This window comes from Actinoplanes sp. ATCC 53533 (assembly GCF_003947245.1).
Genome location: NZ_QHHV01000020.1, coordinates 1 through 26,471 on the forward strand (window position 1 = coordinate 1; position 26,471 = coordinate 26,471).

General features: G+C 72.3%; 27 protein-coding genes and 1 pseudogene. 12 read left to right on the forward strand and 16 right to left on the reverse strand.

Going from position 1 to position 26,471, the window contains the following annotated elements; translation table 11 throughout:
• The 4 genes and pseudogenes from DMB66_RS07580 to DMB66_RS07595 form a co-directional block, all read left to right on the forward strand.
• Positions 1–199: pseudogene (locus tag DMB66_RS07580) on the forward strand (hypothetical protein); the annotation flags it as partial.
• A gap of 35 nt (positions 200–234) precedes the next feature.
• Positions 235–975: a GNAT family N-acetyltransferase gene (locus tag DMB66_RS07585; RefSeq protein WP_125803310.1), complete on the forward strand. Its 741-nt coding sequence runs from the start codon at positions 235–237 to the stop codon at positions 973–975.
• 93 nt (positions 976–1,068) lie between these two features.
• A complete protein-coding gene (locus tag DMB66_RS63535) occupies positions 1,069–1,176 on the forward strand; it encodes an NAD(P)/FAD-dependent oxidoreductase (RefSeq protein ID WP_233624371.1) in 108 nt (35 codons plus the stop codon).
• The gene (locus DMB66_RS07595) at positions 1,173–2,069 is read left to right on the forward strand and encodes an RNA polymerase sigma-70 factor (RefSeq protein ID WP_125803311.1); all 897 of its coding nucleotides are present in this window, start codon (positions 1,173–1,175) and stop codon (positions 2,067–2,069) included. Before DMB66_RS63535 ends, DMB66_RS07595 begins: the two co-directional genes overlap by 4 nt.
• A 66-nt stretch (positions 2,070–2,135) precedes the next feature.
• Here DMB66_RS07595 and DMB66_RS07600 read toward each other — a convergent pair whose 3' ends face one another.
• A complete protein-coding gene (locus DMB66_RS07600) occupies positions 2,136–3,143 on the reverse strand; it encodes a hypothetical protein (protein ID WP_125803312.1) in 1,008 nt (335 codons plus the stop codon).
• A gap of 275 nt (positions 3,144–3,418) precedes the next feature.
• On the opposite strand from DMB66_RS07600, the gene DMB66_RS07605 reads away from it, so the two are divergent.
• Both DMB66_RS07605 and DMB66_RS07610 read left to right on the forward strand, forming a co-directional pair.
• The gene (locus tag DMB66_RS07605) at positions 3,419–4,750 is read left to right on the forward strand and encodes an NAD(P)/FAD-dependent oxidoreductase (RefSeq protein WP_158647164.1); all 1,332 of its coding nucleotides are present in this window, start codon (positions 3,419–3,421) and stop codon (positions 4,748–4,750) included.
• A 12-nt stretch (positions 4,751–4,762) separates the two neighbouring features.
• On the forward strand, positions 4,763–5,779 hold the full coding sequence (locus tag DMB66_RS07610; RefSeq protein ID WP_125803314.1) for a DUF2156 domain-containing protein: 1,017 nt from the start codon (positions 4,763–4,765) through the stop codon (positions 5,777–5,779).
• A 10-nt stretch (positions 5,780–5,789) separates the two neighbouring features.
• On the opposite strand, the gene DMB66_RS07615 is transcribed toward DMB66_RS07610, so the two are convergent.
• From DMB66_RS07615 to DMB66_RS07645, 7 genes are all read right to left on the reverse strand, one after another.
• A complete protein-coding gene (locus DMB66_RS07615) occupies positions 5,790–6,305 on the reverse strand; it encodes a flavin reductase family protein (protein ID WP_125803315.1) in 516 nt (171 codons plus the stop codon).
• Positions 6,302–7,684 (reverse strand): FAD-binding oxidoreductase, encoded by a 1,383-nt coding sequence (locus tag DMB66_RS07620; protein ID WP_125803316.1) that lies wholly within the window; start codon positions 7,682–7,684, stop codon positions 6,302–6,304. Before DMB66_RS07620 ends, DMB66_RS07615 begins: the two co-directional genes overlap by 4 nt.
• Positions 7,681–8,166 (reverse strand): hypothetical protein, encoded by a 486-nt coding sequence (locus DMB66_RS07625; RefSeq protein ID WP_125803317.1) that lies wholly within the window; start codon positions 8,164–8,166, stop codon positions 7,681–7,683. The genes DMB66_RS07620 and DMB66_RS07625 overlap by 4 nt, the downstream gene beginning before the upstream one ends.
• A complete protein-coding gene (locus DMB66_RS07630; protein WP_125803318.1) occupies positions 8,144–8,635 on the reverse strand; it encodes a type II toxin-antitoxin system RatA family toxin in 492 nt (163 codons plus the stop codon). The genes DMB66_RS07625 and DMB66_RS07630 overlap by 23 nt, the downstream gene beginning before the upstream one ends.
• Position 8,636: 1 nt before the next feature.
• A complete protein-coding gene (locus tag DMB66_RS07635) occupies positions 8,637–9,902 on the reverse strand; it encodes an aspartate aminotransferase family protein (RefSeq protein ID WP_125803319.1) in 1,266 nt (421 codons plus the stop codon).
• A gap of 6 nt (positions 9,903–9,908) precedes the next feature.
• A complete protein-coding gene (locus DMB66_RS07640; RefSeq protein WP_125803320.1) occupies positions 9,909–11,039 on the reverse strand; it encodes an acyl-CoA dehydrogenase family protein in 1,131 nt (376 codons plus the stop codon).
• Positions 11,040–11,124: 85 nt separating this feature from the next.
• Entirely contained in the window at positions 11,125–12,753 is a 1,629-nt protein-coding gene (locus tag DMB66_RS07645; protein ID WP_199752106.1) for an aldehyde dehydrogenase, read from the reverse strand.
• Between the two features lie 218 nt (positions 12,754–12,971).
• Here DMB66_RS07645 and DMB66_RS07650 point away from each other — a divergent pair, with 218 nt between their 5' ends.
• The gene (locus DMB66_RS07650) at positions 12,972–13,427 is read left to right on the forward strand and encodes a hypothetical protein (protein ID WP_125803321.1); all 456 of its coding nucleotides are present in this window, start codon (positions 12,972–12,974) and stop codon (positions 13,425–13,427) included.
• An 81-nt stretch (positions 13,428–13,508) separates the two neighbouring features.
• On the opposite strand, the gene DMB66_RS07655 is transcribed toward DMB66_RS07650, so the two are convergent.
• Positions 13,509–14,420, reverse strand: coding sequence for a 2-hydroxyacid dehydrogenase (locus tag DMB66_RS07655; protein WP_125803322.1), 912 nt, complete (start codon positions 14,418–14,420; stop codon positions 13,509–13,511).
• Between the two features lie 92 nt (positions 14,421–14,512).
• On the opposite strand from DMB66_RS07655, the gene DMB66_RS07660 reads away from it, so the two are divergent.
• Positions 14,513–15,358 (forward strand): PHP domain-containing protein, encoded by an 846-nt coding sequence (locus DMB66_RS07660; RefSeq protein WP_125803323.1) that lies wholly within the window; start codon positions 14,513–14,515, stop codon positions 15,356–15,358.
• Between the two features lie 26 nt (positions 15,359–15,384).
• Here DMB66_RS07660 and DMB66_RS07665 read toward each other — a convergent pair whose 3' ends face one another.
• The gene (locus tag DMB66_RS07665) at positions 15,385–16,593 is read right to left on the reverse strand and encodes an MFS transporter (protein WP_125803324.1); all 1,209 of its coding nucleotides are present in this window, start codon (positions 16,591–16,593) and stop codon (positions 15,385–15,387) included.
• A gap of 59 nt (positions 16,594–16,652) precedes the next feature.
• Between DMB66_RS07665 and DMB66_RS07670 the strand changes: the two genes are divergently transcribed.
• Both DMB66_RS07670 and rox read left to right on the forward strand, forming a co-directional pair.
• On the forward strand, positions 16,653–17,651 hold the full coding sequence (locus DMB66_RS07670; RefSeq protein ID WP_125803325.1) for a winged helix-turn-helix domain-containing protein: 999 nt from the start codon (positions 16,653–16,655) through the stop codon (positions 17,649–17,651).
• Positions 17,652–17,922: 271 nt separating this feature from the next.
• The gene (gene rox, locus DMB66_RS07675; protein ID WP_199752120.1) at positions 17,923–19,347 is read left to right on the forward strand and encodes a rifampin monooxygenase; all 1,425 of its coding nucleotides are present in this window, start codon (positions 17,923–17,925) and stop codon (positions 19,345–19,347) included.
• Positions 19,348–19,428: 81 nt separating this feature from the next.
• Here rox and DMB66_RS07680 read toward each other — a convergent pair whose 3' ends face one another.
• The 5 genes from DMB66_RS07680 to DMB66_RS07700 all read right to left on the reverse strand — a co-directional run bounded on the left by DMB66_RS07680 (position 19,429) and on the right by DMB66_RS07700 (position 22,742).
• Complete coding sequence (locus tag DMB66_RS07680; protein WP_125803327.1) at positions 19,429–20,208, reverse strand: hypothetical protein; 780 nt, start codon at positions 20,206–20,208, stop codon at positions 19,429–19,431.
• Positions 20,205–20,540: a hypothetical protein gene (locus DMB66_RS07685; RefSeq protein ID WP_125803328.1), complete on the reverse strand. Its 336-nt coding sequence runs from the start codon at positions 20,538–20,540 to the stop codon at positions 20,205–20,207. The genes DMB66_RS07680 and DMB66_RS07685 overlap by 4 nt, the downstream gene beginning before the upstream one ends.
• Positions 20,541–20,568: 28 nt before the next feature.
• Positions 20,569–21,294, reverse strand: coding sequence for a YbaB/EbfC family nucleoid-associated protein (locus DMB66_RS07690; RefSeq protein ID WP_125803329.1), 726 nt, complete (start codon positions 21,292–21,294; stop codon positions 20,569–20,571).
• A 42-nt stretch (positions 21,295–21,336) separates the two neighbouring features.
• Positions 21,337–21,948, reverse strand: a complete 612-nt coding sequence (locus tag DMB66_RS07695) for a hypothetical protein (RefSeq protein ID WP_125803330.1) — start codon at positions 21,946–21,948, stop codon at positions 21,337–21,339.
• Positions 21,949–22,118: 170 nt separating this feature from the next.
• Positions 22,119–22,742 carry a TetR/AcrR family transcriptional regulator gene (locus DMB66_RS07700; protein WP_125803331.1) on the reverse strand — a complete coding sequence of 208 codons (624 nt, stop codon included), beginning with the start codon at positions 22,740–22,742 and terminating at the stop codon, positions 22,119–22,121.
• A gap of 125 nt (positions 22,743–22,867) precedes the next feature.
• On the opposite strand from DMB66_RS07700, the gene DMB66_RS07705 reads away from it, so the two are divergent.
• Positions 22,868–24,079 carry a macrolide family glycosyltransferase gene (locus DMB66_RS07705; protein WP_370318343.1) on the forward strand — a complete coding sequence of 404 codons (1,212 nt, stop codon included), beginning with the start codon at positions 22,868–22,870 and terminating at the stop codon, positions 24,077–24,079.
• A 25-nt stretch (positions 24,080–24,104) separates the two neighbouring features.
• On the opposite strand, the gene DMB66_RS07710 is transcribed toward DMB66_RS07705, so the two are convergent.
• A complete protein-coding gene (locus tag DMB66_RS07710) occupies positions 24,105–25,049 on the reverse strand; it encodes an alpha/beta fold hydrolase (RefSeq protein WP_125803333.1) in 945 nt (314 codons plus the stop codon).
• Positions 25,050–25,263: 214 nt separating this feature from the next.
• Here DMB66_RS07710 and DMB66_RS07715 point away from each other — a divergent pair, with 214 nt between their 5' ends.
• Positions 25,264–26,211, forward strand: coding sequence for a YafY family protein (locus DMB66_RS07715; protein ID WP_125803334.1), 948 nt, complete (start codon positions 25,264–25,266; stop codon positions 26,209–26,211).
• The last annotated feature ends 260 nt before the right edge of the window (positions 26,212–26,471 follow it).

Sequence of the window (26,471 nt, forward strand, 5' to 3'; positions counted from 1 at the left end):
GTCGCTGGTCCCGGAACTGGCCGCCGCGAAGCCGCCCACCGGGGTCTGGCTGGTCCCGCTGCCGACCCGGCGGCGCACCCGGATCGCCTACCGCCGGGGCGCGGCGGCCCACCCGGCGGTGGCCGCGTTCATCACCGAGATCCGCGCCGCGAGCAGCGACTTCGGCCTGCCGCCGGCCCCGGACCGGGTCAGTGCCTGACCCACGGTTGCCGGGCGGGCCCTACTATCGGCACGGTGATCGAGCAGGCAGAGGTCTATCTCCGGAACGCCGCAGCGATGTGGACCGCGCTGATCCCCGATGCGAGCCCCGGCAAGGGCCTGCTGCGGGTCGACCTTCCCGCGTCGACCCGGGTGCTGCTGCGTGAGCCGCCCGACGCCGAAGCCCTCGCCGCGATCAGCCGCCTGTCACCGGCGAAGTCCGTACTGGTGGAGGACGTCTTCGCCGATCCGGGATCCCCGGCGCTGACGCCGGCGTCGGCAACGCTGCGGATGCCGGTCATGAACCGGCCGGCCGGCGCCTTCGCCGGCCCGCCGCCCGCCGTACGGGTGATCGAGGTGCACGACCCGGACACCCTGGCCGAGGCGGAACGCGTGATGGTGGACGGCTTCCCGTTCCCGCGCTACCAGCCGTGGGTCCGGGCACAGGCGCTGCCGCCCCGGGTGCTCACGCTGCCCGGCTGGCGGGTGTGGCTGGCCTACGCCGACGCCGCCCCGGCCGCGGCGGCGTACACCTACAACGACGGACACGCCTCCGGCGTCTACTGGCTCGCCACACTCGCCGAACACCGCTCGCCGGGGCTCGCCCGCGCGGTGCTGACGGCGGCGATCGCCGGGCGACCGGACCAGGAGTTCACGCTCGTGGCGACCGAGGCGGGGCGGCCACTGTACGAATCGCTGGGGTTCGCCACCGTCGCCACGGCCACGTGGCACACCCGGCCGCCGCTGGTGTCACCGCAGACCGGCCACGCGGGCTGAGCCCCCGGACCCGGCAGTGACCTGTCTCACGGATGTCACAACGACCGGTCAGGCGGTGTCTTGAGGCCGAATCGCTCAAGCGAAGGAGACACCATGTCCGGCAACACCGAGGTCATCGTGATCGGCGGCGGATACGCCGGCGTCATGGCGGCCGATCGCCTGACGAAGGAGCCGCGGCGCCGGCAGTTGGTCGCGCGATGAGCGAGCAGGGCACCGATACGGCGACCGAGACCTTCGTCGCCTACCGCAACCTGCTCTTCACCGTCGCGTACGAGATGCTCGGATCGGCGGCCGACGCCGAGGACGTCCTGCAGGAGACCTGGCTGCGGTGGGTCAAGGTCGACCTGGGGCAGGTGCGCGACCAGCGCGCCTATCTGGTACGGATCACGACCCGGCAGTCACTCAACCGGCTGCGCTCGATGAAGCGCCGCAAGGAGGCGTACGTCGGCCCCTGGCTGCCCGAACCGCTGCTCACCGCGCCGGACGTGGCCGAGGACGTCGAGCTCGCCGAGAGTGTGTCGATGGCGCTCATGCTCGTCCTGGAAACGCTGTCGCCGACCGAGCGCGCCGTGTTCGTGCTGCGCGAGGCCTTCGACGTCGGCTACGACGAGATCGCGGCCGCCGTCGGCAAGAGCCCCGCGGCCGTACGCCAGATCGCCCACCGCGCCCGCCAGCATGTCAATGCCCGCCACCCCCGCCAGGTGGTCCCGGCCGCCGAGAGCCGCGCGGCCGTGGAGTCGCTGCGGCGCGCGATCGAGACCGGGGACCCGCAGTGCCTGCTCGACGTGCTCGCCCCGCACGTGGTGCTGGTCAGCGACGGCGGCGGCGTCAAGCATGCCGCGCTGCGGCCGGTCACCGGCGCCGAGAAGCTCGTCCGCTTCTTCGCCGGCGGCCTCGGCAAGGCCGTGGGCACGCTCACCGGCGAGCCCACCGTGGTCAACGGGACCCCGGCGCTGCTGGTACGCCTGGACGGCGAGCTCGACGGCATCATGGCGATCCGGGTCGAGGACGCCCGCATCACCGGGCTCTACTACGTCCGCAACCCGGAGAAGCTGACCCGCGTCGCATCCGAGACCGCGCTCACCCGGCGATGAGCAGCACCACCGCCCGGCGGCGTGACGCCGGGCTCCTCACCCTGGCCGTTCTCCTGGCCGCCGCGTTCACGCGGGATCGCGCAGTGAGGTCGGGGAGAGCAGGGCGCCGGTGATGGTCTCGGGCAGCCGCCGGGCCACCCCGGCGAGCAGGTCGGCGACCTGCACCCGCGGATCGTCGCGGGAGTCGACCATCACCAGCCCGGCCAGCGGCGATGCCCCGCTGTCGGGGGCCAGCACCTGCCGGAGGCGGGTCAACCGGTCGGCGGTGAGGGCGCTCTGCTCGTCGTGGGTCACCAGCACCTGCCGCCGTCCGCCGCTCCAGAACAGGACCGTTTCCGCCAGCGCCGGCAGCATCGGCTCCAGCGGCGGCGGGATCGACCGGTCGTCGTTGTCGAGCCTGCTCAGCACGGCCCGCACCGGGGCCGGGCCGAGCCCGTTGAGGACGGCTTCGGCCGGTGCGCCCAGCCCGTGCCGGACCAGCGCGTCCCGGGCCTGGAAGAACTGCTCCACGCCGCGGCGACCCGGGCGCCGCCGTTTGATCCGGACCAGCTCGACGAAGGCCGCCAGGAAGACACCCCAGTCGCTGCCGGCCGAGCGCCCGGCCCGGTACAGCTCCCGAGCGGCCGGACGGTGGTCCTGGGTCAGGCGGGTGCCGGCCGCGTAGGACGGCTCGGTCAGCAGCAGGTCGACCACCCGGGTGACCAGGAAGAACTCCTTGTCGACCAGATGGACGTGCGCGCGGCCGGCCAGCGCCGCCAGGAACCACTGCAGCGCGTCACCGGCGCCCGGGCCGCGCAGAAACTGCCCAGCTTTCCCATCCGACCGCCCCGCCACCGCCCTTGAGAAGACTGAAGACTTCAACTCGTGCGGCGAGAACCGGAACCCGGACCGCAGCGCGGTGATCAGCCCGACCGCCTCGTCGGCGCTCAGGTCGACGCTCGCATGCGTGATCACCGGGGCGGACGAATGGAGCAGATTGGTGCCCGAGAAGCCGGACTCGTCGCAGGCGATCTCCACCACGGCGCCGGTCACCGCGCCCACCGGCGGCAGCCCGCCCTGCAGCGGCGATCTCACCCCGGATTCCCCAGCATGGCGACCATGGTCACCCGTGCGCCCTCATCGAACAACTCCATTACGCGGGGAAGGCATGCGAGCCGAATACCAAAAGTCGCAATGCCGACCTGAGGCCCGGGACCCGGCGGCGCCGTGGATACGCTCGAATCCGCTGTCCGCCGGCGGGACGCGGGTCCATTCGCGACCGCGGTTGGTGCGGGTATTTCGGGCGCTCCGGAAAGAGACCTCATGGGAATCGTGAAATGCGCATCGGCATTCCGTTGCCGGGTGGCGCGATGAACCCCCGACCGGCCCCGAACCACGTCGTCGACGTCGCCGTCGTCGGCGCGCGCGTCGCCGGATCGGCGCTGGCGGCCCGGCTCGCCACGGCCGGCCTGTCGGTCGCGCTCTTCGACCGCGCCGCGCCGCAGCAGCCGACCCTGTCCACGCACATCCTGCACGGCACCGAGGACCTGCGGATCGAGGGTGTCTACGGCGAGTTGCTGGCCGCCGGCGTCCCCGAGCTGCGCGAGGTGCGGGTCCGCATCGAGGACATCGAGCTGCCGCTGCGGCACGACGACGCCCCGGGCATGTGCCCGCCCCGCGAGATCCTCGACCAGATCCTGCTCGACCGGGCCGGCGCCGCCGGCGCCAAGGCCTTCATCGGCACCCCGGTGGTGGGGCTGCTGGACGGCGACCGGGCGCGGGTGGGCGGCGTCGTCGTCCAGGCCCCGGACTCCTCGGTCAGCGAGGTGCGCGCCCGGCTGGTCGTCGGCGCGGACGGCCGCAACTCCTCGGTGGCGCGCTGGGTGGGCGCCCGTGAATACCTGTCCAGCCGCAGCGAGCGCGCGCTGGTGTGGCGCTACTTCCGCGGCAAACAGCTGCCGCCGGTCCTGCACTGGCACCGCCGCGGTGAGCACATCGTCTCGATCCTGCCCACCGGGGCGGGCGAGTTCGTCCTCATCGCGCAGCCCCCCGACCGGGCCCAGGCCGAGCTGGCCGACCCGGATCCGGGCACGCTGGTGCGGCACGCCGAACGGGTGAGCCCGCGGATCGCCGAGCTGGCGCGCGGCGCCGAGCCGGCCGGGCCGCCGCGCCGCATCGTCCGCTATCCGTGCTACTTCCGCCAGCCGTACGGGCCCGGCTGGGCGCTCGTCGGTGACGCCGGGCACGGCAAGGACGCCACCCTGGGACAGGGCATCAACGACGCGTTGCGCAACGCGCGGCTGCTGGCCGCGGCGCTGGTGGAGTCCTGGCCCGACGTCGACGCGCTCGACGGCGGCCTGCGGCGCTGGGCCCGCGACCGCGACCGGATGGAGCTGGCCAACTACTGGTACGGCCAGGACCTCGGCCGGGCCGTGCCGGTCACCGCGATGGAACGCGCGATCCTGCTCGGCATCCAGCGCAGCCCGGCGGCGTGCCGCAGGCTCGACGACGTCATGGCCGACCGGCTGGCGGCCGACCGGCTGCTGACCCCCAGCCGGCTGCTGGCCGCGGGTGCGCGCCGGATCCGGGCCGGCGAGGCGCCGTGGACCGTCGCCGGCGACGCGGGCGAGCTGGTGAGCCTGGCCTGGCGGCGCCGCCGGGCCGCGGCGCGCCAGGACCCGACGGCCCCGGCGATCCGGTAGCGGGAGGATCCCATGAGCCAGCACACGACGATGAGTCCCGCGGCCGCCCTCGACGTCCTGCGGCGACACGCGCACCACCCCAGCGCCGCGCTGGCCCTCAACCGCGACACGGAGCACTTCGCGGTCGCCGGCATCGACGGCGTCATCGCCTACCGCAGCGCCGGTCGCCGCCACGCGATCCAGCTCGGCGGCGCCTACGCCGCCCCCGACGACCAGCCGCGCCTGCTGCGCGCCTTCCACCGCTGGGCGCGGGCGGAGGGCCGCCGGCTGGGTGCCGTCCAGCTGCTCGGTCCGGACCTGCCGGCGTACGCGGCACTGGGCTACCGGCTCGGCCAGCTCGGCGCGTCGTTCTCCATCGAGCTCGACGGCTTCACCACCAGCGGGCGGAAGTTCGAGAAGATCCGCAACAAGCTGGCCCGGGCGCGGCGGGCGGGCGTCACCGTGGCGGAGGCCGGCCCGGAGCTCCCGTACGACGAGCGGCTCGCCGCGAAGCTGGACGGGCTGGACGCGCGGTGGTTGGGCGGCAAGGGCCGGCACACCAAGCAGATCGAGTTCATGGTCGGCGAGCGCGACCGTCCCGGCGAGACGTTGCGGCGGCTGTTCGTCGCGGTGCACGACGACGAGCCGGTGGCGTACGTGTCGTACGCCCCGGTCTTCGGCCGTCAGGCCGGCTGGCTGTACGACCTGACCCGGCGCGATCCGCGGTGCCCGCCGGGGGTCGTCGAGCTGATGTTCGTCGAGGCGCTGCGGCGCTTCCAGGGCGAGGGCACGGCCTGGCTGCATCTGGGGCTCACCCCGTTCTGCCGGATCTCGGCGGCGCACCGCCCGCCGGCGGGCGGGCACCGGGGGATCGACCGGCTGGTCGGGCTCATCGCCGAGCACGGCGACCGGATCTACCCGGCACGCAGCCAGATGGAGTTCAAGACCAAGTGGCAGCCGGGCCACGTCGAGCCCGAGTACGTCGGCTTCCACCCGGGCGTCTCCGCGTCGGCGGTGTGGCGCCTGCTGCGCCTGACCCGAACCGTCTGAACCAGCGCCGTCAGCCTTCGCCCGGCGGCGCCACGGCGGCGCCCGCCACCAGGTCGCCGTCGAAATGCACCAGCGGGGCTCCGGTTCCGCACCGCACGGTGTGGACCTCGGCCAGCACGATGACGTGGTCACCGGCCGGGATCCGCCGGACCACCCGGCACTCCAGCCAGCCGAGGGCGCCGGCGAGCAGCGGCGCCGCGCTGTAGGCCCCGGGCCGCCAGGCCCAGCCGTCGAACTGTGCCGGGCCCTGCGCCCGCCGGGGGTCGGCGAAGTGCCGGGCCAGCGCACGCTGGTGCGCCGCGAGGATGGTGACCGCGAAACGGCGCCCGTCGGGCAGCTCGCGCAGCGACGAGCTGTCCACGTTCAGGCAGACCGATACCAGCAGCGGTTCCAGGGAGACCGAGGTGAAGCTGCTGACGGTGCAGCCGTGCGGCCCGGCGACCGTCAGCACCGTGACGCCGGTCGCGAAGCGCCCGGCGACCTGCCGGTAGGCGTACGGCGACGGCCGGGTGACCGCGGGCATCATGGCCGGCCTCCGCGCGCATGAGCCCCGGCGGGGGAGAACGGGCGGGTGCCGGGCCGCGCGACCGCGGCGCGGTCGGCGATGGCCAAACCGCGCAGGTACGCCGCGAGCAGCGGGCCGCCGAGCCGCCCCGACGGCATCCAGCCCGACCGGCCGCGTTGCCACGGCAGTTCCTCCTCGGCCGCGGCCCGGGCGCCCGGGTCCGCCAGGCTCGGCGCCAGGCTTTCGGCGGTGAGCGCCGACAGCGCCAGCCCGTGCCCGCACCAGGCCCCGGCGAACCACACCCCCGGTTCGCCGGGCACCGGCCCGACGATCGGCAGCCGGTCGAAGGTGGCGGCCGTGATGCCGGACCAGAAGTCGGTGACCTCGACGCCGGCCAGGACCGGGAAGACCGCCGCGAGTTCGCGCCCGAGCCGCGAGCGGACCGCGGCCACGCCGCGGGCGGACGCCCGGTCGTCGAGCAGTGCCGGCCCGCCGCCGAAGAGCAGCCGCCCCCGCGCGGTGAGCCGGACATAGTTGAAGAAGTTGCGACTGTCGATGAAGGTGCCGCGCCCGTTCCAGCCGGTGCAGGCGAGCAGGCCCGGCGGCACGACCTCGGTACGCAGCACGTGGGTCCGCACGGTCGCCACGTTGCCGCGGAACAGGTTCAGCGCGGGGGTGAAGCCGTCGGTGGCCAGCGCCACCCGGCGCGCGCGGACGAGGTGGCCGCCGGCCGTCAGCGTGGCCGGATCACCGCCGGCGACGGCGGTCACCGCGGTGCGCTCGGCGATGCGGACACCGGCATCGAGCAGGGCCCGTTTCAGCTCCTGGCACAGCAGCCAGGGATTGACCATCGCGACGTCCGGATAGCACAGCGCGCCGTGGTAGCGGTCGGTGCCCAGCCGCTGCGCGGTGCGCGCCCGGCTCAGGTAGCCGACGTCGAAGCCGAGCAGGTCCCGCAGCGTCTCCGCGCGCCGGCGCAGCCGGGCGGCGTGCGCCGGGGTGCTCGCGGTGATCAGCTGGTACGTCTGGGTCAGCTCGCAGTCGCCGGGCAGCGCGCCGGCCAGCCGGCGCAGGGCGGCGATGCCCCGCAGCGAGGCGTCGAACATCCGCCGGGTCACGTCCGGGCCGTACCGGCGCAGCTGCCCGGTGACCGGCCCGCCGACGCCGGGCCCGCAGATGCCGGTGCTGCGCCCGCTGGCGCCGTCGCCGGCCCGGCCCGCCTCCAGGACCAGGATGGAGTCCGGCGGCAGGTGCCGGGCGAGGTGGAACGCCAGGGCCAGGCCCGCCAGTCCGGCGCCGACCACGACCACGTCCGCCTCGGTGTCGGCGTCGAGCGCCGGCTGCTCGTCGAGCGCCGGATCGTCCCGCTGCCAGCCGCTGGGACCGGTGGCCGCGGTCATCGGGCACGCACCCGCTGCCGGGCCTCGACGGCCGGGCCGGGGCGCGCGGCGAGCTCGCGCAGGAGCCGCTCGAAGGCCGGCAGCCGGCGCGGTTCGAAGGGGACCCCGAACGGTTTGAGCTGGTTGCCGAAGACCGCGCGGTCGATGAACAGGTGGATCGGCACCGCCAGCAGCGCCCACTCGGGACGGATCAGCCAGGCCCACAGCGCCACGACCGCGCCCGCTGTCAGCAGCGAATGCATGCTGTTGTACAGCACGTAGTACACCCGCGAGATGCGGTGGTCGGGACTGCGCCGGTACGCGATCGCGCCCGGGAGGTAGCCGATGAGATCGATGTAGGCGAACAGCCCGATCGCCGGCAGCCAGCGGATGTCGGACCAGTGCGCGAGGAACAGCCCGGTGGCCAGGGCGAGCGCCGCGCCGTACTCGGCCCGGTGCAGTCGTGCGGTGGTCGGGGTGTCAAACGTGTTCCGCTGGTCCATGGTGGGCTCCGATGAGAACGGGTGAGCGGGGAAACTCCGCCCCGGCGAACAATCCGCGCAGGATGAGCTGGATGGTCTCGGTCAGCACCCGCTCGGCGACCGGGTCGACGATGCTGGCCAGGCTGGGCACCCCGAAGTCGAAGTCGGCCGCGAAGACCAGCTCCACCCCGTCGTCGCGCTGCCGGAGCACCCACGAGCCGGTGAACTCGTCGAAGTCGCCCTCGGTGGTCTCGAAGTCGATCGTCAGCGCGTCGCGGCGCAGGTGGTCGACCTCGGTCCAGGACAGGATGCCGTTGCGGAAGTACACCTCCCAGCTGCTGACCATCGGCAGGTCCCCGGGGGCGGAGCGGATCGTGACCGACCGCACCACGTCGACCAGGGCGGGATACCGCTGGAAGTCGACCAGGGTGTCGAACGCGGCCGGGGCGTCCGCGGCCGGCAGGAGAGCGTGAACTTCGACGTGGCGCATGTCAGTGGGTCCCTACGTGGTCGGCGGTCGGATAGCGGCGGGCCAGTGCCCGCAGCGCGGAGGCGAAGGCGGAGACCAGCAGGTCGGCCTCGGCGGTGGTCAGCACCGCTGGCGGGGTGAGCCGCAGCACGGCGGCGGCGTTCAGGGAGTGGTTGACGATCACGCCGCGGCCGATCAGCTCGATGAGCGTCTCCCCGGCCAGGCCGGGATGGGCGAACTCCAGCGCGATCAGCAGCCCGACGCCGCGCGTCTCGCGTACCAGATGGGGGTAGGGCTCGGCCGCCGCGCGCAGCCGGCGCAGCAGGCCGGCACCGATCGAGGCCGCCCGGCCGACGAGGTCGTCGTCGCGGATCGCAGCGATCGCCGCGCTCGCGGCGGCCATCGCGATCGGCGCGGCGGCGAACGTCGAGGTGTGCAGGAACGGGTCCCGGTCGAAGGCCCGGAAGGCCTCGCCGGTGGCCACCGCGGCGGACACCGGCACGACACCGCCGGACAGGGCCTTGCCGACCAGCAGGACGTCCGGGGTCACCGCCTCGCGGTCGGCGCCCCACCAGTGACCGAGCCGGCCCAGCCCGGTGAGGACCTCGTCGAGGACGAGGAAGGCGCCGTGCTCCCGGCACAGCCGCGCCACGTCGGCGAGGTAGCCGGCCGGCGGGATGACGACGCCGGCCTCACCCTGGACCGGCTCGACGATCACGCACGCCGGCGGGCCGTTCGACAGCGCGGCCTCGAGCGCCGCGGCGTCGCCGTACCGGATATGGCAGACGCCGGGCAGCAGCGGCCGGAACGGCTCCTGAAACAGGTCGCTCGCGGTGACCGACAGCGCGCCCATGGTCTTGCCGTGGTATCCGCGGACGGTCGAGATCAGTCGCGCCCGACCCTGGGTGCGGGCCATCTTGATCGCGGCCTCGGTCGCCTCCGCGCCGGAGCCGGCGAAGTGCACCCGCTGCAGGCCCGGCGGGCAGACGGCGACCAGTGCCGCCGCCGCCCGCGCCGCCTGCGGCTCCAGGAACAACCGGGAGGCGAGCGGATGGGTACGGATCTGCTCGATCACCGCCGCCTCGATGGCGGGATGCCGCGCACCGTGCAGGAAGACGCCGTAGCCGCCGGCGTTGAGGAAGCGCCCGCCGTCGGCGGTGTGTATCCACGCGCCCGCGGAGGAGACCTCCACCTGCCCGCCGAACATCTCGCCCAGTTTCGCGCGCCCCCGGGACAGGTGCCGGCGGCAGAGGTCGGCCGTGTCCTCGACCATGGTTTCCGAGGTCATGACGGGTCAGCCGATGACGAGCGGTCGGCCGGCGAACCAGTCCGCGAGCCCGGCGGCGACGCTGGTCCGCGACGGCGGGTGGAAGGCGATCGCGTGCGAGGCGGCGGCCAGATAGCCGACCTCCGACGACGAGACGAACGCCATGCCGCCGAGCAACTCGACCGCGCCCCGCACGGCGTGCGCGATGGCGTCGGCGGCGGCGAACCGGACCACCAGCGCCCGGCCCAGCGCGTCCTGGCCGCCGTCGCCGTCGTCGAGGGCGCGGGCGGCGCCGTCGAGCATCAGCGCGGCCCCCTCGACCGTGGTGGCCAGGGCGGCGCGCTCGGTGACCGGGCCGCGGCCGCGCTGCAGCGCCCGCTCCACCAGGGCGGCGGCGACTCCCAGGTAGCACGCGGTCACCAGCAGCTCGAACCAGACGAAGCCGATCGTCTGCAGGTCGTCGAGCCGGCCGTCGAGCCCGATCTCCGGGTAGACGATCAGGTCCGGATGGACCTCCACGTCGTCCAGGATCACCGCGTCCGACTCGGCACCCGCCAGCACCCACGACCCCCAGAACGGCTCCACCCGCAGCCCTTCGGACGCGGCGGGGATGAGCGCGACACCGAGCCGGCTCACGCCGTCGTCGCCGGGCATCGCGATGCTCGCGGTCAGCAGATCCATCGAACGCGACAGGCTGCACGGCCGCTTGGCGCCGCTGACCAGCAACCGCTCGCCGTCGCGGCGGGCCTTCATGGTGGGCACCAGGATGCCCTGGCCCGGATTGCCCTCGGCGAAGCCGGACGCCATCAGCCGCCCGTCGACGGCGACCCCTTCGAGCAGCATCCACTCGAAGCCGCTGCTCGACGCGGCGAGCGCGACCAGGCTCGCCACCGAGAACTGGTGCATGGTGGCGGCGATGGCCAGCGACGGCGAACCCGCCGCGAGCGCCCGGGTGATCCGGACCGCCTCCACCGCGGTCGCGCCCGCGCCGTGGTGCACCTTCGGCACCAGCAGGCCGGCGCCGCCGGCCGCCCGGAACAGCTCGATGCCCCGGCTGCCCGGCCGCTCCAGCTCCAGCAGCGGGATCTCGGCGAGCTGCTTGGTCAGGCCGGGCAGGAACCGGTCGCAGGTCTCGCGTTCCCGATCGAGAAAGCTCATGCTGTGCCTGCCTTTCGCCTGCCCTCGTGGCCCTCGCCTGCGACGCTGCTGGTCGGTGCGGCCGAGTGCCGCTCGGTGTGCTCGCTCACGCCGCCACCTCGACCGCTGCGCCGTCGCGTTCGGTGCGCCAGGCCGAGGCCAGCGCGGCGTGCCGGGGGTGGACGCCCTGGCCGATGCTGATTCCCTGCAGGTGCGAGGTGCGCAGCATCGGGTAGTTGCTCTCGCCGAACGGCCCGCCGGTCAGCCCGCCGCCGCCGTGCGTGGCGAGGTAGGAGACGAAACCGATGTGCGAATCGTTGATCTTGAGCAGCCCGCCGTTGTGGACCCGGCTGACGAACTGCTCGATGGTGTCCGGCCCGCTGGTCCACACCGAGTTGCGCAGGCCGTACGCGTTCGCGTTGAGAAACGCGATGACCTCGTCGAGCAGCGGCGCGTCGGGCGCGGCCGCGGGCACGACCACCGGCAGCAGCGGGAAGAACGTCTCGCGCGCCACGGCCCACAGGTCGCGGGCGCCGGCCAGGCCGTCCACCCGCAGCACCGTCGGTTCGAGGAACAGGCCGGTCTCGGAGACCTGGCCGTCGATCTCCATCCGGTGCCCGCCGGTGAGCACCCGGCCGCCGGATTCGACCGCCTGGGACAGGTACTGGAAGAAGGTGTCGGTCTTGAGCACCGGTGACAGCAGGACGTCGGGATCCTCCGGGTAGCCGGGACGGATCTTGCCGACCAGCCGGATCAGCCGTTCGAGCAGCTGGTCGGCGATATCGGGATGCGCGATCACGTAGTTGGGGACCATGCAGATCTGCCCGGAGCCGAAGAAGCACTCGGTGAGCGCCTCGGCCGCGCGATCCAGGTCGGCGTCGTGCCACACCACGCAACCGTCGTTGCCGGCCAGTTCGAGGATCGGCTTCTTGCCGCGGCGCACCGCCTCCTCGCCCAGCGGAATCCCGACCTCGCTGCTGCCGAAGATGAACAGGTCGTCGACCAGTGGGCTCTCCAGCCATTGCTGCAGGATGTTCCGCGGGTGGCCGCACACGATGTTCAGCGTTCCGGGCGGGGCGCCCACCTCGTCGAGGATCGGGGCGACAAGCTCCCGCAGCATGTACATCACGCCGTACGGTGTGCTGCGCGGCGCCTTGATGACCAGGGCGTTGCCGGCGGCGAGCGCGGCGACGCCGAGCAGCGAGTTGACGGCGGCGGCGTTCTGCGGCGGGCTGAGCGCCACCACCCCGTCGGGCTTGCGCACCAGCAGCATCCGGCGGCGCTCGTCGCCGTACTCGCGGTGCATCTGCTCCTCGCACCAGCCGACGGTCTCCGGGCTGGTGCCGTGCAGGACTCCGGCGATCTCCCATTCGGCCAGGGTCCGCGGATGTCCCTCGTCGACCAGGACCGAGACCAGCGTGTCGTGCTGACGCCGGACCGCCTCGTGCAGGCGGTGCATCACGCTGACCCGTACGGCCAGCGGGAACGCGCCCCACACCGGGGCCGCGTCGGCCGCCGCCCGCAACGCCTGCTGGACGACGTCGGCGTCGGCCACCGCGCAGCGGGCGACGATGCCCGGGTGGTCGGCGCCGTCGTCGCGCCGGCCCTGTTCCAGCTGGCGCTTGAGCGTCAGGTGCGGCAGGACGTCGTCGAGCATGGCCGACGCCCGCACGCAGTAAACCCACTTGTCCGACGGCACGTCCCGGCCGGCGACATAGGAGCCATATGAACGCATACTGAAGCCCTTCGGAGCTGCCCATTGGCGGCGAACGGGCTGATCGAACCCGTTCACTCGGTGCTCCCGAGCGTAGGAGCGGACCATTCCGGCGCCAATTGAAAGGACGACAGAGATTAATGCCGACAATGCGTATCATGCGGTCGACCGGGCCGCCTCCCGTGATCGAGGAAAGCGCCCATTAATCCAGCCACCTCGATGATTCGGAAGGGCGAAGAATGGATACCGATGCCGGCTCGACCGCGACGGCGCCCCGGCGATGGCTGCGCCTCGCGCTGGCGGTGCTCGCGGTCGAGATGTTCGTGATCGGCGTGCCCGCGGCGGTCGCCCCCGACTGGTTCTTCCGCCGCTTCCCCTTCGGGCGCGGCTGGGTCGCCTCCACCGGTGCCTACAACGAGCATTCGATGCTGGACCTGGGCTACGTCTACGTCGCCTTCGGCATCGTGCTGGCCTGGGCGGCGGTCCGCCTGGGCCGCGAGCTGACCCGCGCCGCGCTGGTCGCCGCGCTCGTGGCGAACGTGCCCCACCTGATCTTCCATCTGGGCCACACCCGGGCGCTGCCGCTCGCCGACGACGTCGCGCAGAGCCTGCTGCTGGCGCTGCCGACAGCGGTCAATCTCGCCGCGCTGCTGCTGACGCTGCGCCGTCCCGAGGCGGGCCGGTCACCCACCTGACAGCGCGTCGCCGGCCGGGCCCCCGTCGCCGGCTGCGGAGGCGGGTGGCGCCCCGATCGCCGGCGGTCCGGTCGGGCAGCCCTACGGTCCGACGACGACGTTCGCGAGGGGCTTGCCCGCCGCATACCGCCGGACCTGGTCGACCAGCAGCCGGCGGGCCCGGGGCGCCAGCGCGGCGGTCAGGCCGCCGGCGTGCGGGCTGATCAGGACGTTCGGCGCGGACCACAGCGGGTGGCCGGCGGGCAGCGGCTCGGGCTCGGTGACGTCCAGGGCGGCGTGCAGCCGGCCCGCGCCGAGCTCGGCGAGCAGCGCCTCGGTGTCCACCACCCGGCCCCGGGACACGTTCACCAGCAGGGCGCCGTCGGCCATCCAGGCGAGGAAGGCCTTGTCCACCAGGCCCTCGGTCTCCGGGGTCAGCGCGGTGGCCAGGATGACGACATCCGCGTGCGGCAGGACCTCCGGGAGCTCCGAGATCGGATGCACGCCGGGGCGGGCGTTGCGGGCCACCCGGCTGATCTCCACCTCGAACCCGGCCAGCCGGCGCTCGATCGCGGCGCCGATCGAGCCGTACCCGACGATCAGCACCCGGGCGTCGGCCAGCCCGGCCGACCAGCCCGAGGACCAGCGGCCCTCGGCCCCCGCCCGGACGAAGTCCGGCAGGCGGCGCCGGGCGGCCAGGACGAGCGCCACGGCCAGCTCGGCGGTGGCCGCGTCGTGCACGCCCCGGCCGTTGGCCAGGGTCAGGCCGGGCCGCAGGTACGGCAGGACGTGGTCGTAGCCGGCGGTCACGGTCTGCACCACGGCGAGCCGGGGCATCCGAGCGATCGGCTCGCAGAAGCGGGGATCGCTGATCCCGTACGGGACCGCGTAGAACTCGACGGCGTCCAGGTCTTCGGGCACGGGCCGAGTGCCGTCGTAGAGCCCGACCTCCAGATCACCGAGCTCGGCCAGTGCGTCGCGGTGAGGAATCAGGAAGCGCACAGCCACAATCATGCTGTGTCCCGCGACCGGGCAGCACCTCGGCCGGCGGCCAATCGGGGTGAGGTCGGCGACACCGACGACGTTGATCGATGGGAGTGATGGGGATGTCGTTGCCTTGCGACAGCCACGTGCACAGCGAGTGGTCCTGGGACACGCCGGTAGGCGACATGGCACAGTCCTGTGCTCGCGCCGTGGAGATCGGGCTGCCGGCGATCGCCTTCACCGAGCACCTGGATCACACCGTGTGGCGGGTCACGGTGGAGGGTCAGCACGTCGCGGACCGCCTCGCCGAGATCGCCGACCCGGACGGAACACTGACGCCACCCGCGTTCGACGCCGCCGGCTACCTGGACGCGATCGAACGCTGCCGGGAACGATTCCCGCGGCTGCGCATCCTGAGCAGGCTCGAAATGGGCGAACCGCACCGGCACGCCGGGCAATGCGCGGAGATCCTCGCGGCGGGCCGCTTCGACCGGGTGCTCGGCTCCCTGCACACCCTTCCCGACCAGGGCACCTTCGCGGAGCCGTGGGGCATCTACCCGCACCGGGACGCGCCCGGGGTCGTGCGCGAATACCTGGCCGGCGTGGCCACGATGATGGCGACCAGCGGCATGTTCGCCGTGCTGGCGCACATCGACTATCCGATCCGCTCCTGGCCGGCGGAGCAGGCGGGACCCTTCGACCCCACGGCGTTCGAAGAGGACTTCCGCCACGCGTTGCGGGCCACCGCGCGATCCGGCCGGGCACTGGAGATCAACACCCGGCTGCCCCTGCACGCGACCATCCTGGCCTGGTGGCACGAGGAAGGCGGCGACGCTGTCACCTTCGGCAGCGACGCCCACCGGCCCCTGGACGTCGCCCACGGCTTCGCCGAGGCCGCACAGCTGGCCGAGGCGTACGGCTTCCGCCCCGGCAAGAACCCGTACGACCTGTGGGGCCGAGTCAATTGACATCCGGCTGCCGTTCTCAGGCGCTGTCATGCCCTCGGCGCCGCGAGCACGCGCCAGAGAAGCGATACGGCCAGCAGGGACGCCGCGCCCGCCGCGCCGACGACCAGGCCGGGCGCTGACACCTCGCCCAACGCCCCGCCGCCGGCCGCGAACAGCCCCTGCGAGGTCATGGTCCCGGTCAGCGCCAGCCCGAAGGCCTGGCCTCGGTGCGCCTCCGGCACCGCGGCCAGGAAGCGCCGGGCCAGCCCCAACTGGTACGCGACCCCGAACCCGGAAACGGCGAGCAGCAGCGCCGCGGTGACCGGCCCGGGCGAGAACACGAACCCGAGCAGCGGCGCGCCGAGCAGCAGTGCCAGCGGCCCGGCCAGCCGTTCCCTACGCTCCGGGGTGACCAGCCGGCCGATCGCGAGGTCGCCGGTGAGCATGCCGAGCGCCACGGCGGTGAACAGCAACCCGGCCGAGTCCGGCATGCCGACCTCGACGGCGTACGGCACGAGCACGCCCTCGGCGCCGACCATGAGCGCGGGCGGCAGCCACTGGGCCAGCAGCAGCGAACGGATCGCCGGCCGGCGCAGCAGGTCGCGGTTGACGCGCCAGGTCTCGCGGACGGCGTACCCCGTGGCCGTGCGGCGGCGCGGCTGCTCGGCCAGCCGCAGGCGCAGCAGCGCGGCGGACAGCAGGCAGCTCGCCACGGTGATCCAGAGCGCGCCGTACGGGCCGAGCGCCGCGATCAGCACCCCGCCCACGGCGAAGCCGAGCACCTGGGTGCCGCCGGCGGTCATGGAGAACACGGCCCGGCCGAGGACGTACCGGTCGCCGTCGAGCAGTTCGGGCAGCAGCGCGCTGCGCGCCGCGGAGGCGACCGCGCTGGGGATGCCGGTGACGAACACCAGCACCAGCATCGCGGTGGGGGAGAGCAGCCCGGCGGCGAGCACGGCGGCGACCGCCGCGCGGACCAGGTCGTAGCCGACCATCACGGCCCGTGGCGGCCACCGGTCGGCGTACGCCAGCAGCAGGGTGCCGCCGAGGGCGTAGGGCAGGAAGCCGGCGACGTAGGCCAGCGCGGCCAGCAGGGGCGAGCCGGTGCCGGCGTAGACGGTCACCGACAGCGCGAGCATCTTCACCGTCTCACCGCCGAGGAAGAGCGTGTAGCCGGTGAACAGCACGCGGAACTGGCCTACCGCGAACACCTCGCGATAGGTGGCCCGCGCCGGTGCGCCCTGGGGTGTCGTCATGCGGGCCAGTCTCGGTGCGGTGCCGGCGGAGACGTTAAGCTTTCGCGTGGAGGCGAAAGATGCTTGCCATCGGAGTCGGGCCGGTCGACGTGGCGCACACCCGCTACGCGATCTCACCGCTGGGTGAGGCGATGAACGCGCTGCGGGTCGCGGCGGGCAAGCAGCCGGCCGGGGTCCTGCGGCCCTGGGCGCAGCGCATCGCGCCGCGGTACGCACGGCTGCTCGGCGAGACGCCTGCGGTCGGGGCGCTGACCACGCTGTTCCGCCGCGGCGGTTACAACGCCGACTTCATCCATCCGCCGCCCTCGGGCACCGGCGACGACTTCGCCGTCGAGCTCGCCGCGGTGCGGGCGACCCCGCTGCGCCAGGTTCGGGCGGAGATCGCCCGCAACCTGGTCGGGCTGCGTACGCCGCCGCGCCACGTCCAGCGGATCCTGGCCGCCCCGGACGTGCTCACCCGGCTTTCCGACGCGATCGAGGCGACCTGGCACGCGCTGGTCGAGCCCGACTGGCCGCGGCTGCGCACGGTGCTGGAGCGCGACCTGGTGCACCGCGCCGGGCATCTCGCCATGTACGGCTGGGCCGCGGCGCTGTCCGACCTGGATCCGCGGGTGGGCTGGCGCTCCGAGGGGGCCGACGGGGTGATCGAGGTGCGCACCGGCTCCCGGCACCAGTGGGAGCGGCACCGGCTGGGCGGCCAGGGACTACTGCTGATGCCGACCGTCTTCGGCAGCCTCATCAGCTACGTCGAGCCGCCCTGGCCGTACGCCCTGGTGTATCCGGCGCGCGGCGTCGCGGATCTGCTCGGCCCGCCGCCCGCGCAGGGCGGTGCGGCGGCGCTGGCGCGGCTGGTCGGCCCGCACCGCGCGCAGGTGCTGCGGGCGCTCGCGGTGCCGGCGACGACCACCCAGTTGGTCCGCCAGCTGGGTCTCAGCCTGGGCGCGGTCGGTGGCCACCTGGCCGTGCTGCGCGAGTCCGGCCTGGTCACGCGGACGCGGACCGGTCGGTCCGTGCGCTACGAGCGCACCGCGCTGGGCGGGACCCTGGCCGGCGACTGAGCGCGGCCACCGGATCGGCCCGGTAATCGGCTGGACGGGATGACGGGCGGGCTTGTAACTTGCAGCTGACCGCGACACCGCCCGAGGAGGTGAGACCCATGAAAGCTGTATCGATGTGGGCGCTCCCCCTTCCCGTCACGGCCGGGCGATTGACGTAGGTGTCGCCGGGAGCGCCTCGCCAATAGGCACTCCCGAAAGGCAATCACCTATGCACTCTCCGCGATTCACCGCCGAGCCGTCGCCGGACTCCGGCACCGATCGCGCGCCCCTCATGGTCGACGTGATCATCGCCGGATGCGGGCCGACCGGTGCGATGCTGGCCGCCGAGCTGCGGCTGCACGACGTACGGGTGCTCGTCCTGGAGAAGGAAACCGAGCCCGTGTCGTTGGTCCGCATAGTCGGTCTGCACATTCGCAGTATCGAGCTGATGGCGATGCGCGGCCTGCTGGAGCGCATGCACCACCACGGAAGACAGCGTCCGGCCGGCGGCTTCTTCGCCGCCATCAACAAACCCGCGCCCGAGGGCCTGGATTCCGCGCACGCCTATCTGCTGGGCATCCCGCAGCCGGTCATCGTGCACCTGCTCGAAGAACATGCGATCGAACTGGGCGCGCAGGTCCGGCGCGGTTGTGCGGTGGCCGATCTCAAGCAGGACGACGAGGGCGTGACCGTCGAGCTGGCCGACGGGGCACAGCTGCGTTCGCGCTATCTCGTCGGCTGTGACGGCGCGCGCAGCACGGTACGCAAACTGCTCGGCGTCGGCTTCCCCGGCGAGCCCGCACGGACCGAGACCCTGATGGGCGAGATGGAAGTGGGCGTGCCCCAGGAGGAGATCGCCGCCAAGATGACCGAAGTCCGCGAGGCCCCGCTGCGATGCTGGCTGCGGCCTTTCGGCGAGAAGGTATACAGCGTCCTGGTCCCCGCCGCGGGAGTCAGCGACCGTGCGGAACCGCCCACCCTCAAGGATTTCCAGCAACAGTTGCACACCATCTTCGGAACCGATTTCGGCGTGCACTCCCCGCGCTGGCTGTCCCGCTTCGGGGATGCCACCCGGCTCGCCGAACGCTATCGGGTCGGGCGGGTGCTGCTGGCCGGCGACGCGGCACACATCCATCCACCGGCCGGCGGACAGGGCCTCAATCTGGGTGTTCAGGACGCGTTCAACCTCGGCTGGAAACTGGCCGCACAGATCCGCGGCTGGGCGCCGGAAACACTGCTGGACACCTACCAGGCCGAACGCCGGCCGGTCGCCGCCGAGGTGCTGGACAACACCCGCGCCCAGACGGAACTCGGGTCCACCGAGCCGGGCCCGCAGGCCGTGCGCAGGCTGCTCTCCGAGCTGATGGACTTCGACGAGGTGAACCGCTATCTGATCGAGAAGATCACCGCGATCGGCATCCGCTACGACTTCGGCGCGGGGCCCGACCTGCTCGGCCGCCGGCTGCGCGACATCGAGGTGAGACAGGGCCGCCTCTACGGTCTGCTGCATCGCGGCCGCGGCCTGCTGCTGGACCGCACCGAACACCTGACCGTCGGCGGCTGGTCGGACCGGGTCGATCACCTCGCGGATCCCACCGCGGCGCTGGATGTTCCGTGCCTGCTGCTGCGCCCCGACGGCCACGTCGCCTGGATCGGCGACGACCAGCAGGACCTGGACGACCACCTCCGCCGCTGGTTCGGCAAGCCCGCCAACTGATCGCTGATCCCTGAGCGGGCCTCGATCGACGCCGGCCAGTCGTGCTGTCCGGTGTCGATCGAGGCCCGCGGCGAGCCTTGGTTACTGGGCGATCTGCCAGGTGCCGCTGCTGCGGAGCCGTGGCCAGACCCACTGGCCGCCCTCCTGCACCATCCCGGTGTTGTCGCTGAGCTGCTGCTGCAGCCCGACCAGGCCGGCGTTGACCTTCTCGGCGAAGGCCAGGGCGGTGGCGACCGCCGCGGTGAGGAACCCGAGGCAGGCCAGCGCGGTGGCGCCGGCGTCGACCGGCGCGGCGGGCGCGCCGAGAACCGACGCCAGCAGCCCGAACGCGACGATCATCCCGGCGATGAACGACACGATGGCGGCGACCACCGAGGTCCAGAACGCGATCGTGCCCCAGGCCAGGTCCTTGAGCGCGTTCTGCACCGCCTCGGCCATCGGCTTGACGGTGGCCAGGGCGCGGCCCTGCGCCTCGGCCGCGTCGCCGTACGCCGTCGCGGCTGAACCTGTCCACTTGTTGTCGGCGTCCATGCCGAAAGCCGTCGCCTCGGCCTGGACGTCGCTGACCGGCGCGCCGACGAGGGAGTCCCAGTAGCCACCGATCCGGAACAGCGCGGGCGCCGAACCCGGCTGGGCCAGGAACTTCTGCGTCTCGTCGAAGACCTTGTTGTAGGCGTCGAGGAACTTGTTCCAGGCGTAGACCATCCCGGCGCACACCGGCCCGGGTAGCCAGCGCATGACGTCGTTCATCTTGTCGGCGAACCTGTTCGCCTCCTGCTGCAGGTCGTCCATCGCCTCGTTGATCTCGTTCATGAGATCCTCGTAGAGGCCCTCGACGTAGCCCTGGTCCCGCGAGCTCAATTGCCCTCCATCGTCTGCTGTGTCCGGGTGGCCCCACGCTGGTCGGAGCGTTCGTAGTCCTCCCGGACCCGGATGAGCGTGTCGGCGATCTCGTGCATGGCCTCGGCGCCCTGGGTGAGCATCGAGACCATCAACTCCTGGACGTCGTTGTACTTCTTACCGACGTCGCATTCCATCGGGAGATAGCCGATCTCGAAGCCGGACAGTCCCAACGACCGCGCCTGCTGGGCGGCGCCCTGAAGGACCGTGGCGATCCCGACCCACTTGTAGACGTCCTTCTCGATCGCCTCGTAGGCCGCGGTGATCTGTTCCTTGTCCGGTGGCGGAGCCAAATCTCTGTCCTCCCGTCGGATGCGGTGGCTATTCGATGAGACCGAGGCGGCGGAACACGGCCGCGGGATCGGCGACGGCCGCCCGGGCGGCGGCGAGCGCCGGCATCGTGGCCAAAGCGGCGGCCGACTGCTGGGCGACCACCGCGTACGCCTGGTGCGCGGCGGCACCCACCGCGTCGGCCAGGGCCTGCCCGGTCGGTTGCTCGTTGAGCCAGCGACGGTTGAACTCGACCTCCGTGATCCGTCCGCCGACCACGGTCACCGTGACCCGCCCGCCCGGACCGCGGCCGACGATCTCCCGGCTGGCCTGCTCCTGCACCGCCGTCCTCAACTGCCGCAACTCGGCGCGGGCCTGCCGCAGCGCGTCCAGGGCGCGCCGGAGCTCATCGACCTGCTCGTCCCAGCCCGGCGGCTTGCGCCGGCCCGGACCGGCGCCGCGCAACGGATCCGGCGCCGGGGCCGCCGGGACGTCGGAACTCGCCCGGGCCTCGGTGCGCTGGGCCCACGCCGACATCCGGTCGTCGCAGGCCGCGTCGTACGCGCTGCGCACGGCCACCGCGAGCTGATCCGGGCCGATGCTCTGCCACCAGCGCGCACCGATCTCCAGGCGCAGCAGGGCGTCCGCGTGGTCGACCTCGGCACGGACCAGCCGCGACTCGTCGTGCCCGACACCGACGATGCCGGTGGTTTCGGTCTCCCAGGCCGCCTGCTGCGCCGCACCCTGCGCCCGCCGGAGATCATCTTCGAGACTCACTCGCCGCCCCCCTCGGCTCGATTCGTGCCCTGCCCGCACATCTCAGCCGGGCGCCCGTCCCGTGGCCATCATCCGCAGATGCTTCGCCACCTCAGCCGCACCGGCTGCCGGTGCCACCGACAGCACGCCCGCGAGGACGTGCAGGTCCTGCGGGGGAAGCGGGGTCCGCTCGCCGTCGCAGAGCCGCATCCGCACGGTCCCCTCCGGCCCGGTCACGACCACCTCCGGGATGCGCTCGCTGCCGGCCGTCGCCACCCCGGCCGGCGCGGCCTTCCACGCCAACCGGGTCGGCTGCAGGGCGACAGACCGGGCGCCGGCCAGGTCGACCGTCCGTGAGCGCCGCTGCCGGACCGTCAGCCGCGTCCCGTCCAGCCAAGCGCCCATCTTGACCACCGCCAGGATGTTGACCACCAACCACGTGAGCACGCCACCGGTCAGGAGGAGGACGACAATGACCGGGATCACGATCAGATCACTGTCGCCCTTACCGGTGCCCGCCTCCACCACCGAAGCGATGGCAAAGCCCAGAATGCCGCCCAGGCAGCCGGCCGCGACCACACCGAGAAGCCCGCCGAGGGTGAGAAACGTCAGGCGGGTGGAACGGCTGCTCCCGAACCCGTACGAGAACTGATGACGCGCCGGCAAGGGCTGCACCCGTCGATGATGGCAGACACCGACCGCATGCGATGTCCCCCGCGGCCGCGGTTGCCGAGTTTGGCGCTAGCACGGCGATCGCCTTCCCAAGCACCCCGATCCGCTGAGGCACCCCCACCGGATGCCCGGACCTTCCGCGTTTGCCCGCCCTACTCGCTGGCACCGCTCGATCAGAGCGACCGGACGGCGGGGTTCCCGTCGTCCGGCGGGCGGGTGACGGCAGGGGTGATGGCCGCGACGGTCAGGTCGACGATGCCGTCGGCGTAGTCGTCGGTCAGTGGGCCGTTGCGGAGCAGCCAACGGTGGTAAAGCGGGCCGAACAGCAGCTCCACCACCTGGTCCAAGGGAGCGTCGGGCCGGACCTGGCCAGCCTCGCGGGCGGCCTCCAGGCGGGTGCGGACCGCGTTCAGCTGGGGACGGACCAGGCGGTCGCGCGCCTGGTCGGCCAACTCCTCGTCGGCGAGCGTCTCGATGGTGATGGCGCGGGTGGTGGCGGACAGCCGTGGATCGGCGAACTCGGCGACCGTGGCCCGGAGGACCTGGCGCAGGTCGGCCCGCAGGTCGCCGGTGTCGGGCAAGGCGAGGATCTCCGGCATGTTGTCGGCGAGCGCGTCCAGGATGACCGCGCCCTTGCCGCGCCACCAGCGGTAGATGGTCTGCTTGCCGACCCCGGCGCGGGCGGCGATCGCCTCGATGGTCACCGCGGAGTAGCCGGTCTCCGTCAACAGCTCCAAGGCGGCGGCGAGGATCGCGCGGCGGGACTGCTCGTTGCGGCGGGCGGGCTGTGGCGTCACCGCAACAGCCTACAGCGAGACGAAACGTTTCGTCTTGACGCGTCCAAGGCGTTGTGTTGTCCTTGTAGCGAGACGAAACGTCTCGTCTCTCTCGGCCCCAGGAGAATCCCGTGCCCCACATCGCCATGGTCAGCATTCCGTTCCACGGCCACGTCAACCCGAGCTTGGAGATCATCCGGACCCTCGTGCGGCGCGGTCACCGGGTCACCTACGCCAACGACCCCGCTTTCGCCGAGATCATCGAGGGCACCGGCGCCGAGCTGAAACCGTATGAGTCAAAGCTCCCCCGCGACGGTGGCTCCGGATCCGACGACCCAATCGAGCAGCTCACGCTCTTCCTCGACGATGCCGTCGCCATGCTGCCGCAGCTACGGGCCGGCTACGCCGGCGATCGGCCAGACCTGTTCCTCTACGACATCGCCGGGGCGCCGGCACGGCTGCTCGGCGAGCAGTGGGGGATTCCGGCCCTCCAGCTCTCCTCGACGTTCGTGGCCTGGGACGGCTACGAACAGGAGATGGCGCCCGTCGTCGAGGCCATGCGGGCCGACCCGCGCGGCGCCGCCTACTACCAGCGGTTCAACAAGTGGCTGACCGCGGAGGGTTCGTCGGTCACCGACAGCATGGCGTTCCAGGGTCGGCCGGTGCGCAGCCTCGTTCTGCCGCCGGAGGCGCTCCAGCCGAACGCCGACCGGGTGGACCGGTCCGTCTACAGCTTCGTCGGCCCGGTCTTGGGCGACCGCTCCCACCAGGGGCCCTGGCGCCGTCCGGACGGCGCCGAGAAAGTGCTGCTGGTCTCCCTCGGCTCCGCCTTCACTCGGCAGGCCGAGTTCTACCGCCGTTGCGTCGCCGCGTTCGGTGACCTGCCCGGCTGGCACACCGTCCTGCAGATCGGCAGCCACGTCGATCCCGCCGAACTCGGTGCCGTCCCGGACAGCGTCGAGGTCTCCCCGTGGGTGCCGCAGCTCGCCGTGCTGGAGCAGGCGGACGCCTTCGTCACCCATGCCGGCATGGGCGGCAGCAGCGAAGGCCTCTACTGCGGGACCCCGATGATCGCCGTTCCGCAGGCGGTCGACCAGTTCGCGAACGCCGAGCGGCTGGCCGCCCTCGGCGTCGCCCAGGTCGTCGACTCGGCCACCGTCACCGCCGCGGAGCTCCGCGAGACGCTGCTCGCCCTCATCGGAGACCCCGCCGTGGTGGCCCGCAGCGCCGACCTGCAGCGACAGGCCCGCGAGGCCGGGGGCGCCGACCGGGCCGCCGATCTGATCGAGGCCGAACTGACCCCGGCGCACGGCCGCGCCGGGGTCGCGGGTCGCCGGAACGCCGCGCTCGTACGGTAGGGGATCCGTTCGAGCTACGCCGGCTCTAGGTGGCGTCCCGCTGGTCCAGCCACTTCAGAATCGCCTGGTTTGTTTCTTCCGGCCTCTCCTGCTGGATCCAATGACCGCAATCCAGGGTGACCACGTCCACATCGGGCACGAAGTCGGTCAGTTTTTCAGACCTCTGGATCGCATCCCGGTCGCCATAGATCATGAGTGCGGGCTGTTGGATGATCGGGTTCACGTCCGCCAGCAAGCGCCAGTTGCGGTCGAGGTTCCGGTACCAATTGATGCTGCCCGTGAACCCCGAGGTTTCAAAGGCGGAGACGAAAACAGCCAGTTCGCTGTCGCTCATCAAGGGCTCGCCCAGTGGCGTTTCCGCGTTGGCGAGGTTGATCATCATCATTCCCGGCTCCGGCGCTCCAAGGGGCGCGTTCTTTCGGTACATGTTGCGAAGGAACCGGAACGTATTCTCGCCCAATACGGCGTCCGCGACGCCCGGCTGTCGATTGAAGTGGACGAAATAGAAGTCGCCGCCAAGTATTTCTTCCATGACCTCAATCCAGGGTTTTTCTCCGCGCTCCTGGTAAGGCAGGCTCAGGTTGATCACCGCATTCACGCGGTGTGGATGCAACAGGGTCAGTCCCCAGACGACCATCGCACCCCAATCGTGACCGACGAAGGTGGCATCCTCGTATCCGTAGTGATCGAGAAGCGCGACGAGATCACCCGACAAGCGTTCGATGTCATATTCTGTCACTTCGGCCGGCCGGGACGAGTTGCCATAACCCCGCTGGTTCGGGACGATGACGTGATAGCCCGCCGCGGCGAGAGCGGGCATCTGATGGCGCCAAGAAAATGCGTGCTCCGGCCAGCCGTGACAGAGCACAATGGGTCTTCCTGCATTTTGTCGGCCTGCTTCGAAGACTTCGAGTTCCACGCCGTTGACGGAAATAAGGGTGGGCTCGGGGAAATCGGCTGGATCAAACATCGTGCTTCCTCTTCATCTGTTTTCGGCGATCAGGCGACTTCATCTGTTTCGGTGATCAGGCGACGAAGGTGCCCGACGATGGCGTCGGCGCACTCCGGAGAGGCCGTGGGCCGATACGGTCGTGGGTAGCGGGAGTCGTCGGTGAGGTCATGTCGCCATCTTGCCGACCGAAACCGGTCACCCCATGACCGGTTTACCTGAGAATGTTGTCGGCATGCGAACCGACCGGCTGGTGGCCGTCCTCCTCCTGCTGCAACAGCGCGAGCAGGTGACAGCAACAGAGGTCGCCCGAGAGCTGGAGGTCTCCGAGCGCACCGCCCGCCGCGACCTCGATGCCCTGTCCATGGCCGGGGTGCCCGTGTATTCCACGCAGGGCCGAGGCGGCGGCTGGCGCCTCGTGGGCGGCGCCCGCACCGACCTGTCCGGGCTGACCGCGGGTGAGGCCCGCGCCCTGTTCCTGGTCGCCGGCCAGGCCTCGGCTGCGACTCCGGCCGTCAAAGCAGCTCTGCGCAAGCTCGTCCATGCCCTGCCGGAGCCCTTCCGGCTGCAGGCCCAGGCAGCAGCGTCGTCGTTGGTCGTGGACCCGCAGCGATGGGGGTCGAGTCCGGTCGAGCCCCGAGCACCGCACTTCCTCGACGACCTCCTGGACGCGGTGATCCGCGGCGTCCAGGTGCGGCTCGGCTACGTCGACGGCAACGGTGCCGAAACCGAGAGAACGGTCCACCCGCTGGGCATCGTCGCCAAAGGTCCGTCGTGGTATCTCATCTCCAACACCGAGACCGGCCGGCGGACCTTCCGGATCGACCGCGTGTCGTCCGCCGACCCGACCGGCGATCCCGTGCACCGACCCGAGGACTTCGACCTCGCCGAGAGCTGGCGCGAGATCGCCGACGAGGTCGACCGCAGGCGAACACCCCTCGAGATCCAGGCGGTGTGCGCGCCCGACGGGATGGGCCCGCTCCGGATGATGCTCGGCGGCCGGCTCGAGGTGGGAGGCTCCACGACCGACGGCCGCATCGAGGTCGTGATCCGCGGTTACCACGAGTACGCGCTCGCCGGCGAGCTTGCCGGGCTGGTCGAATGGCTCGAGGTGACTGGCCCTCCGGGTGTGCGAGACCACCTGGCCGCGATCGGCCACGCGCTCGCCGAGCGATACGGCTGAGACCGGCACGAGCGCTCATCGACCGGCGGGTTGCGCTGACCCCGGATGGATGACCAGGGAAAACGCGCTATCCGGTCGAGGTAGATCCGGTGCATGGCACAACCGACTGAAGTACGTCAACCACACGACCATCGCGAGCAAGTACGGATCCGACCCGCGGCCCGCCTACGCGCCCAGAATTCGGCTGCGGGCGTATGCTCGCGGGCGGTGAGCCGGGAAGCCTGGTCGGCATTGGCTGGTCGGCGTCTTCGGGAGGCTCA

Excerpts from the sequence above, each read along its gene's own strand:
- DMB66_RS63535 (WP_233624371.1), top strand. The coding sequence starts at position 1,069 with ATGTCCGGCAACACCGAGGTCATCGTGATCGGCGGCGGATACGCCGGC.
- DMB66_RS07595 (WP_125803311.1), top strand. The coding sequence starts at position 1,173 with ATGAGCGAGCAGGGCACCGATACGGCGACCGAGACCTTCGTCGCCTAC.
- DMB66_RS07605 (WP_158647164.1), top strand. The coding sequence starts at position 3,419 with ATGAACCCCCGACCGGCCCCGAACCACGTCGTCGACGTCGCCGTCGTC.
- DMB66_RS07610 (WP_125803314.1), top strand. The coding sequence starts at position 4,763 with ATGAGCCAGCACACGACGATGAGTCCCGCGGCCGCCCTCGACGTCCTG.
- DMB66_RS07615 (WP_125803315.1), bottom strand. The coding sequence starts at position 6,305 with ATGATGCCCGCGGTCACCCGGCCGTCGCCGTACGCCTACCGGCAGGTC.
- DMB66_RS07620 (WP_125803316.1), bottom strand. The coding sequence starts at position 7,684 with ATGACCGCGGCCACCGGTCCCAGCGGCTGGCAGCGGGACGATCCGGCG.
- DMB66_RS07625 (WP_125803317.1), bottom strand. The coding sequence starts at position 8,166 with ATGGACCAGCGGAACACGTTTGACACCCCGACCACCGCACGACTGCAC.
- DMB66_RS07630 (WP_125803318.1), bottom strand. The coding sequence starts at position 8,635 with ATGCGCCACGTCGAAGTTCACGCTCTCCTGCCGGCCGCGGACGCCCCG.
- DMB66_RS07635 (WP_125803319.1), bottom strand. The coding sequence starts at position 9,902 with ATGACCTCGGAAACCATGGTCGAGGACACGGCCGACCTCTGCCGCCGG.
- DMB66_RS07640 (WP_125803320.1), bottom strand. The coding sequence starts at position 11,039 with ATGAGCTTTCTCGATCGGGAACGCGAGACCTGCGACCGGTTCCTGCCC.
- DMB66_RS07645 (WP_199752106.1), bottom strand. The coding sequence starts at position 12,753 with ATGCGTTCATATGGCTCCTATGTCGCCGGCCGGGACGTGCCGTCGGAC.
- DMB66_RS07650 (WP_125803321.1), top strand. The coding sequence starts at position 12,972 with ATGGATACCGATGCCGGCTCGACCGCGACGGCGCCCCGGCGATGGCTG.
- DMB66_RS07655 (WP_125803322.1), bottom strand. The coding sequence starts at position 14,420 with ATGATTGTGGCTGTGCGCTTCCTGATTCCTCACCGCGACGCACTGGCC.
- DMB66_RS07660 (WP_125803323.1), top strand. The coding sequence starts at position 14,513 with ATGTCGTTGCCTTGCGACAGCCACGTGCACAGCGAGTGGTCCTGGGAC.
- DMB66_RS07665 (WP_125803324.1), bottom strand. The coding sequence starts at position 16,593 with ATGACGACACCCCAGGGCGCACCGGCGCGGGCCACCTATCGCGAGGTG.
- DMB66_RS07670 (WP_125803325.1), top strand. The coding sequence starts at position 16,653 with ATGCTTGCCATCGGAGTCGGGCCGGTCGACGTGGCGCACACCCGCTAC.
- rox (WP_199752120.1), top strand. The coding sequence starts at position 17,923 with ATGGTCGACGTGATCATCGCCGGATGCGGGCCGACCGGTGCGATGCTG.
- DMB66_RS07705 (WP_370318343.1), top strand. The coding sequence starts at position 22,868 with ATGGTCAGCATTCCGTTCCACGGCCACGTCAACCCGAGCTTGGAGATC.
- DMB66_RS07710 (WP_125803333.1), bottom strand. The coding sequence starts at position 25,049 with ATGTTTGATCCAGCCGATTTCCCCGAGCCCACCCTTATTTCCGTCAAC.
- DMB66_RS07715 (WP_125803334.1), top strand. The coding sequence starts at position 25,264 with ATGCGAACCGACCGGCTGGTGGCCGTCCTCCTCCTGCTGCAACAGCGC.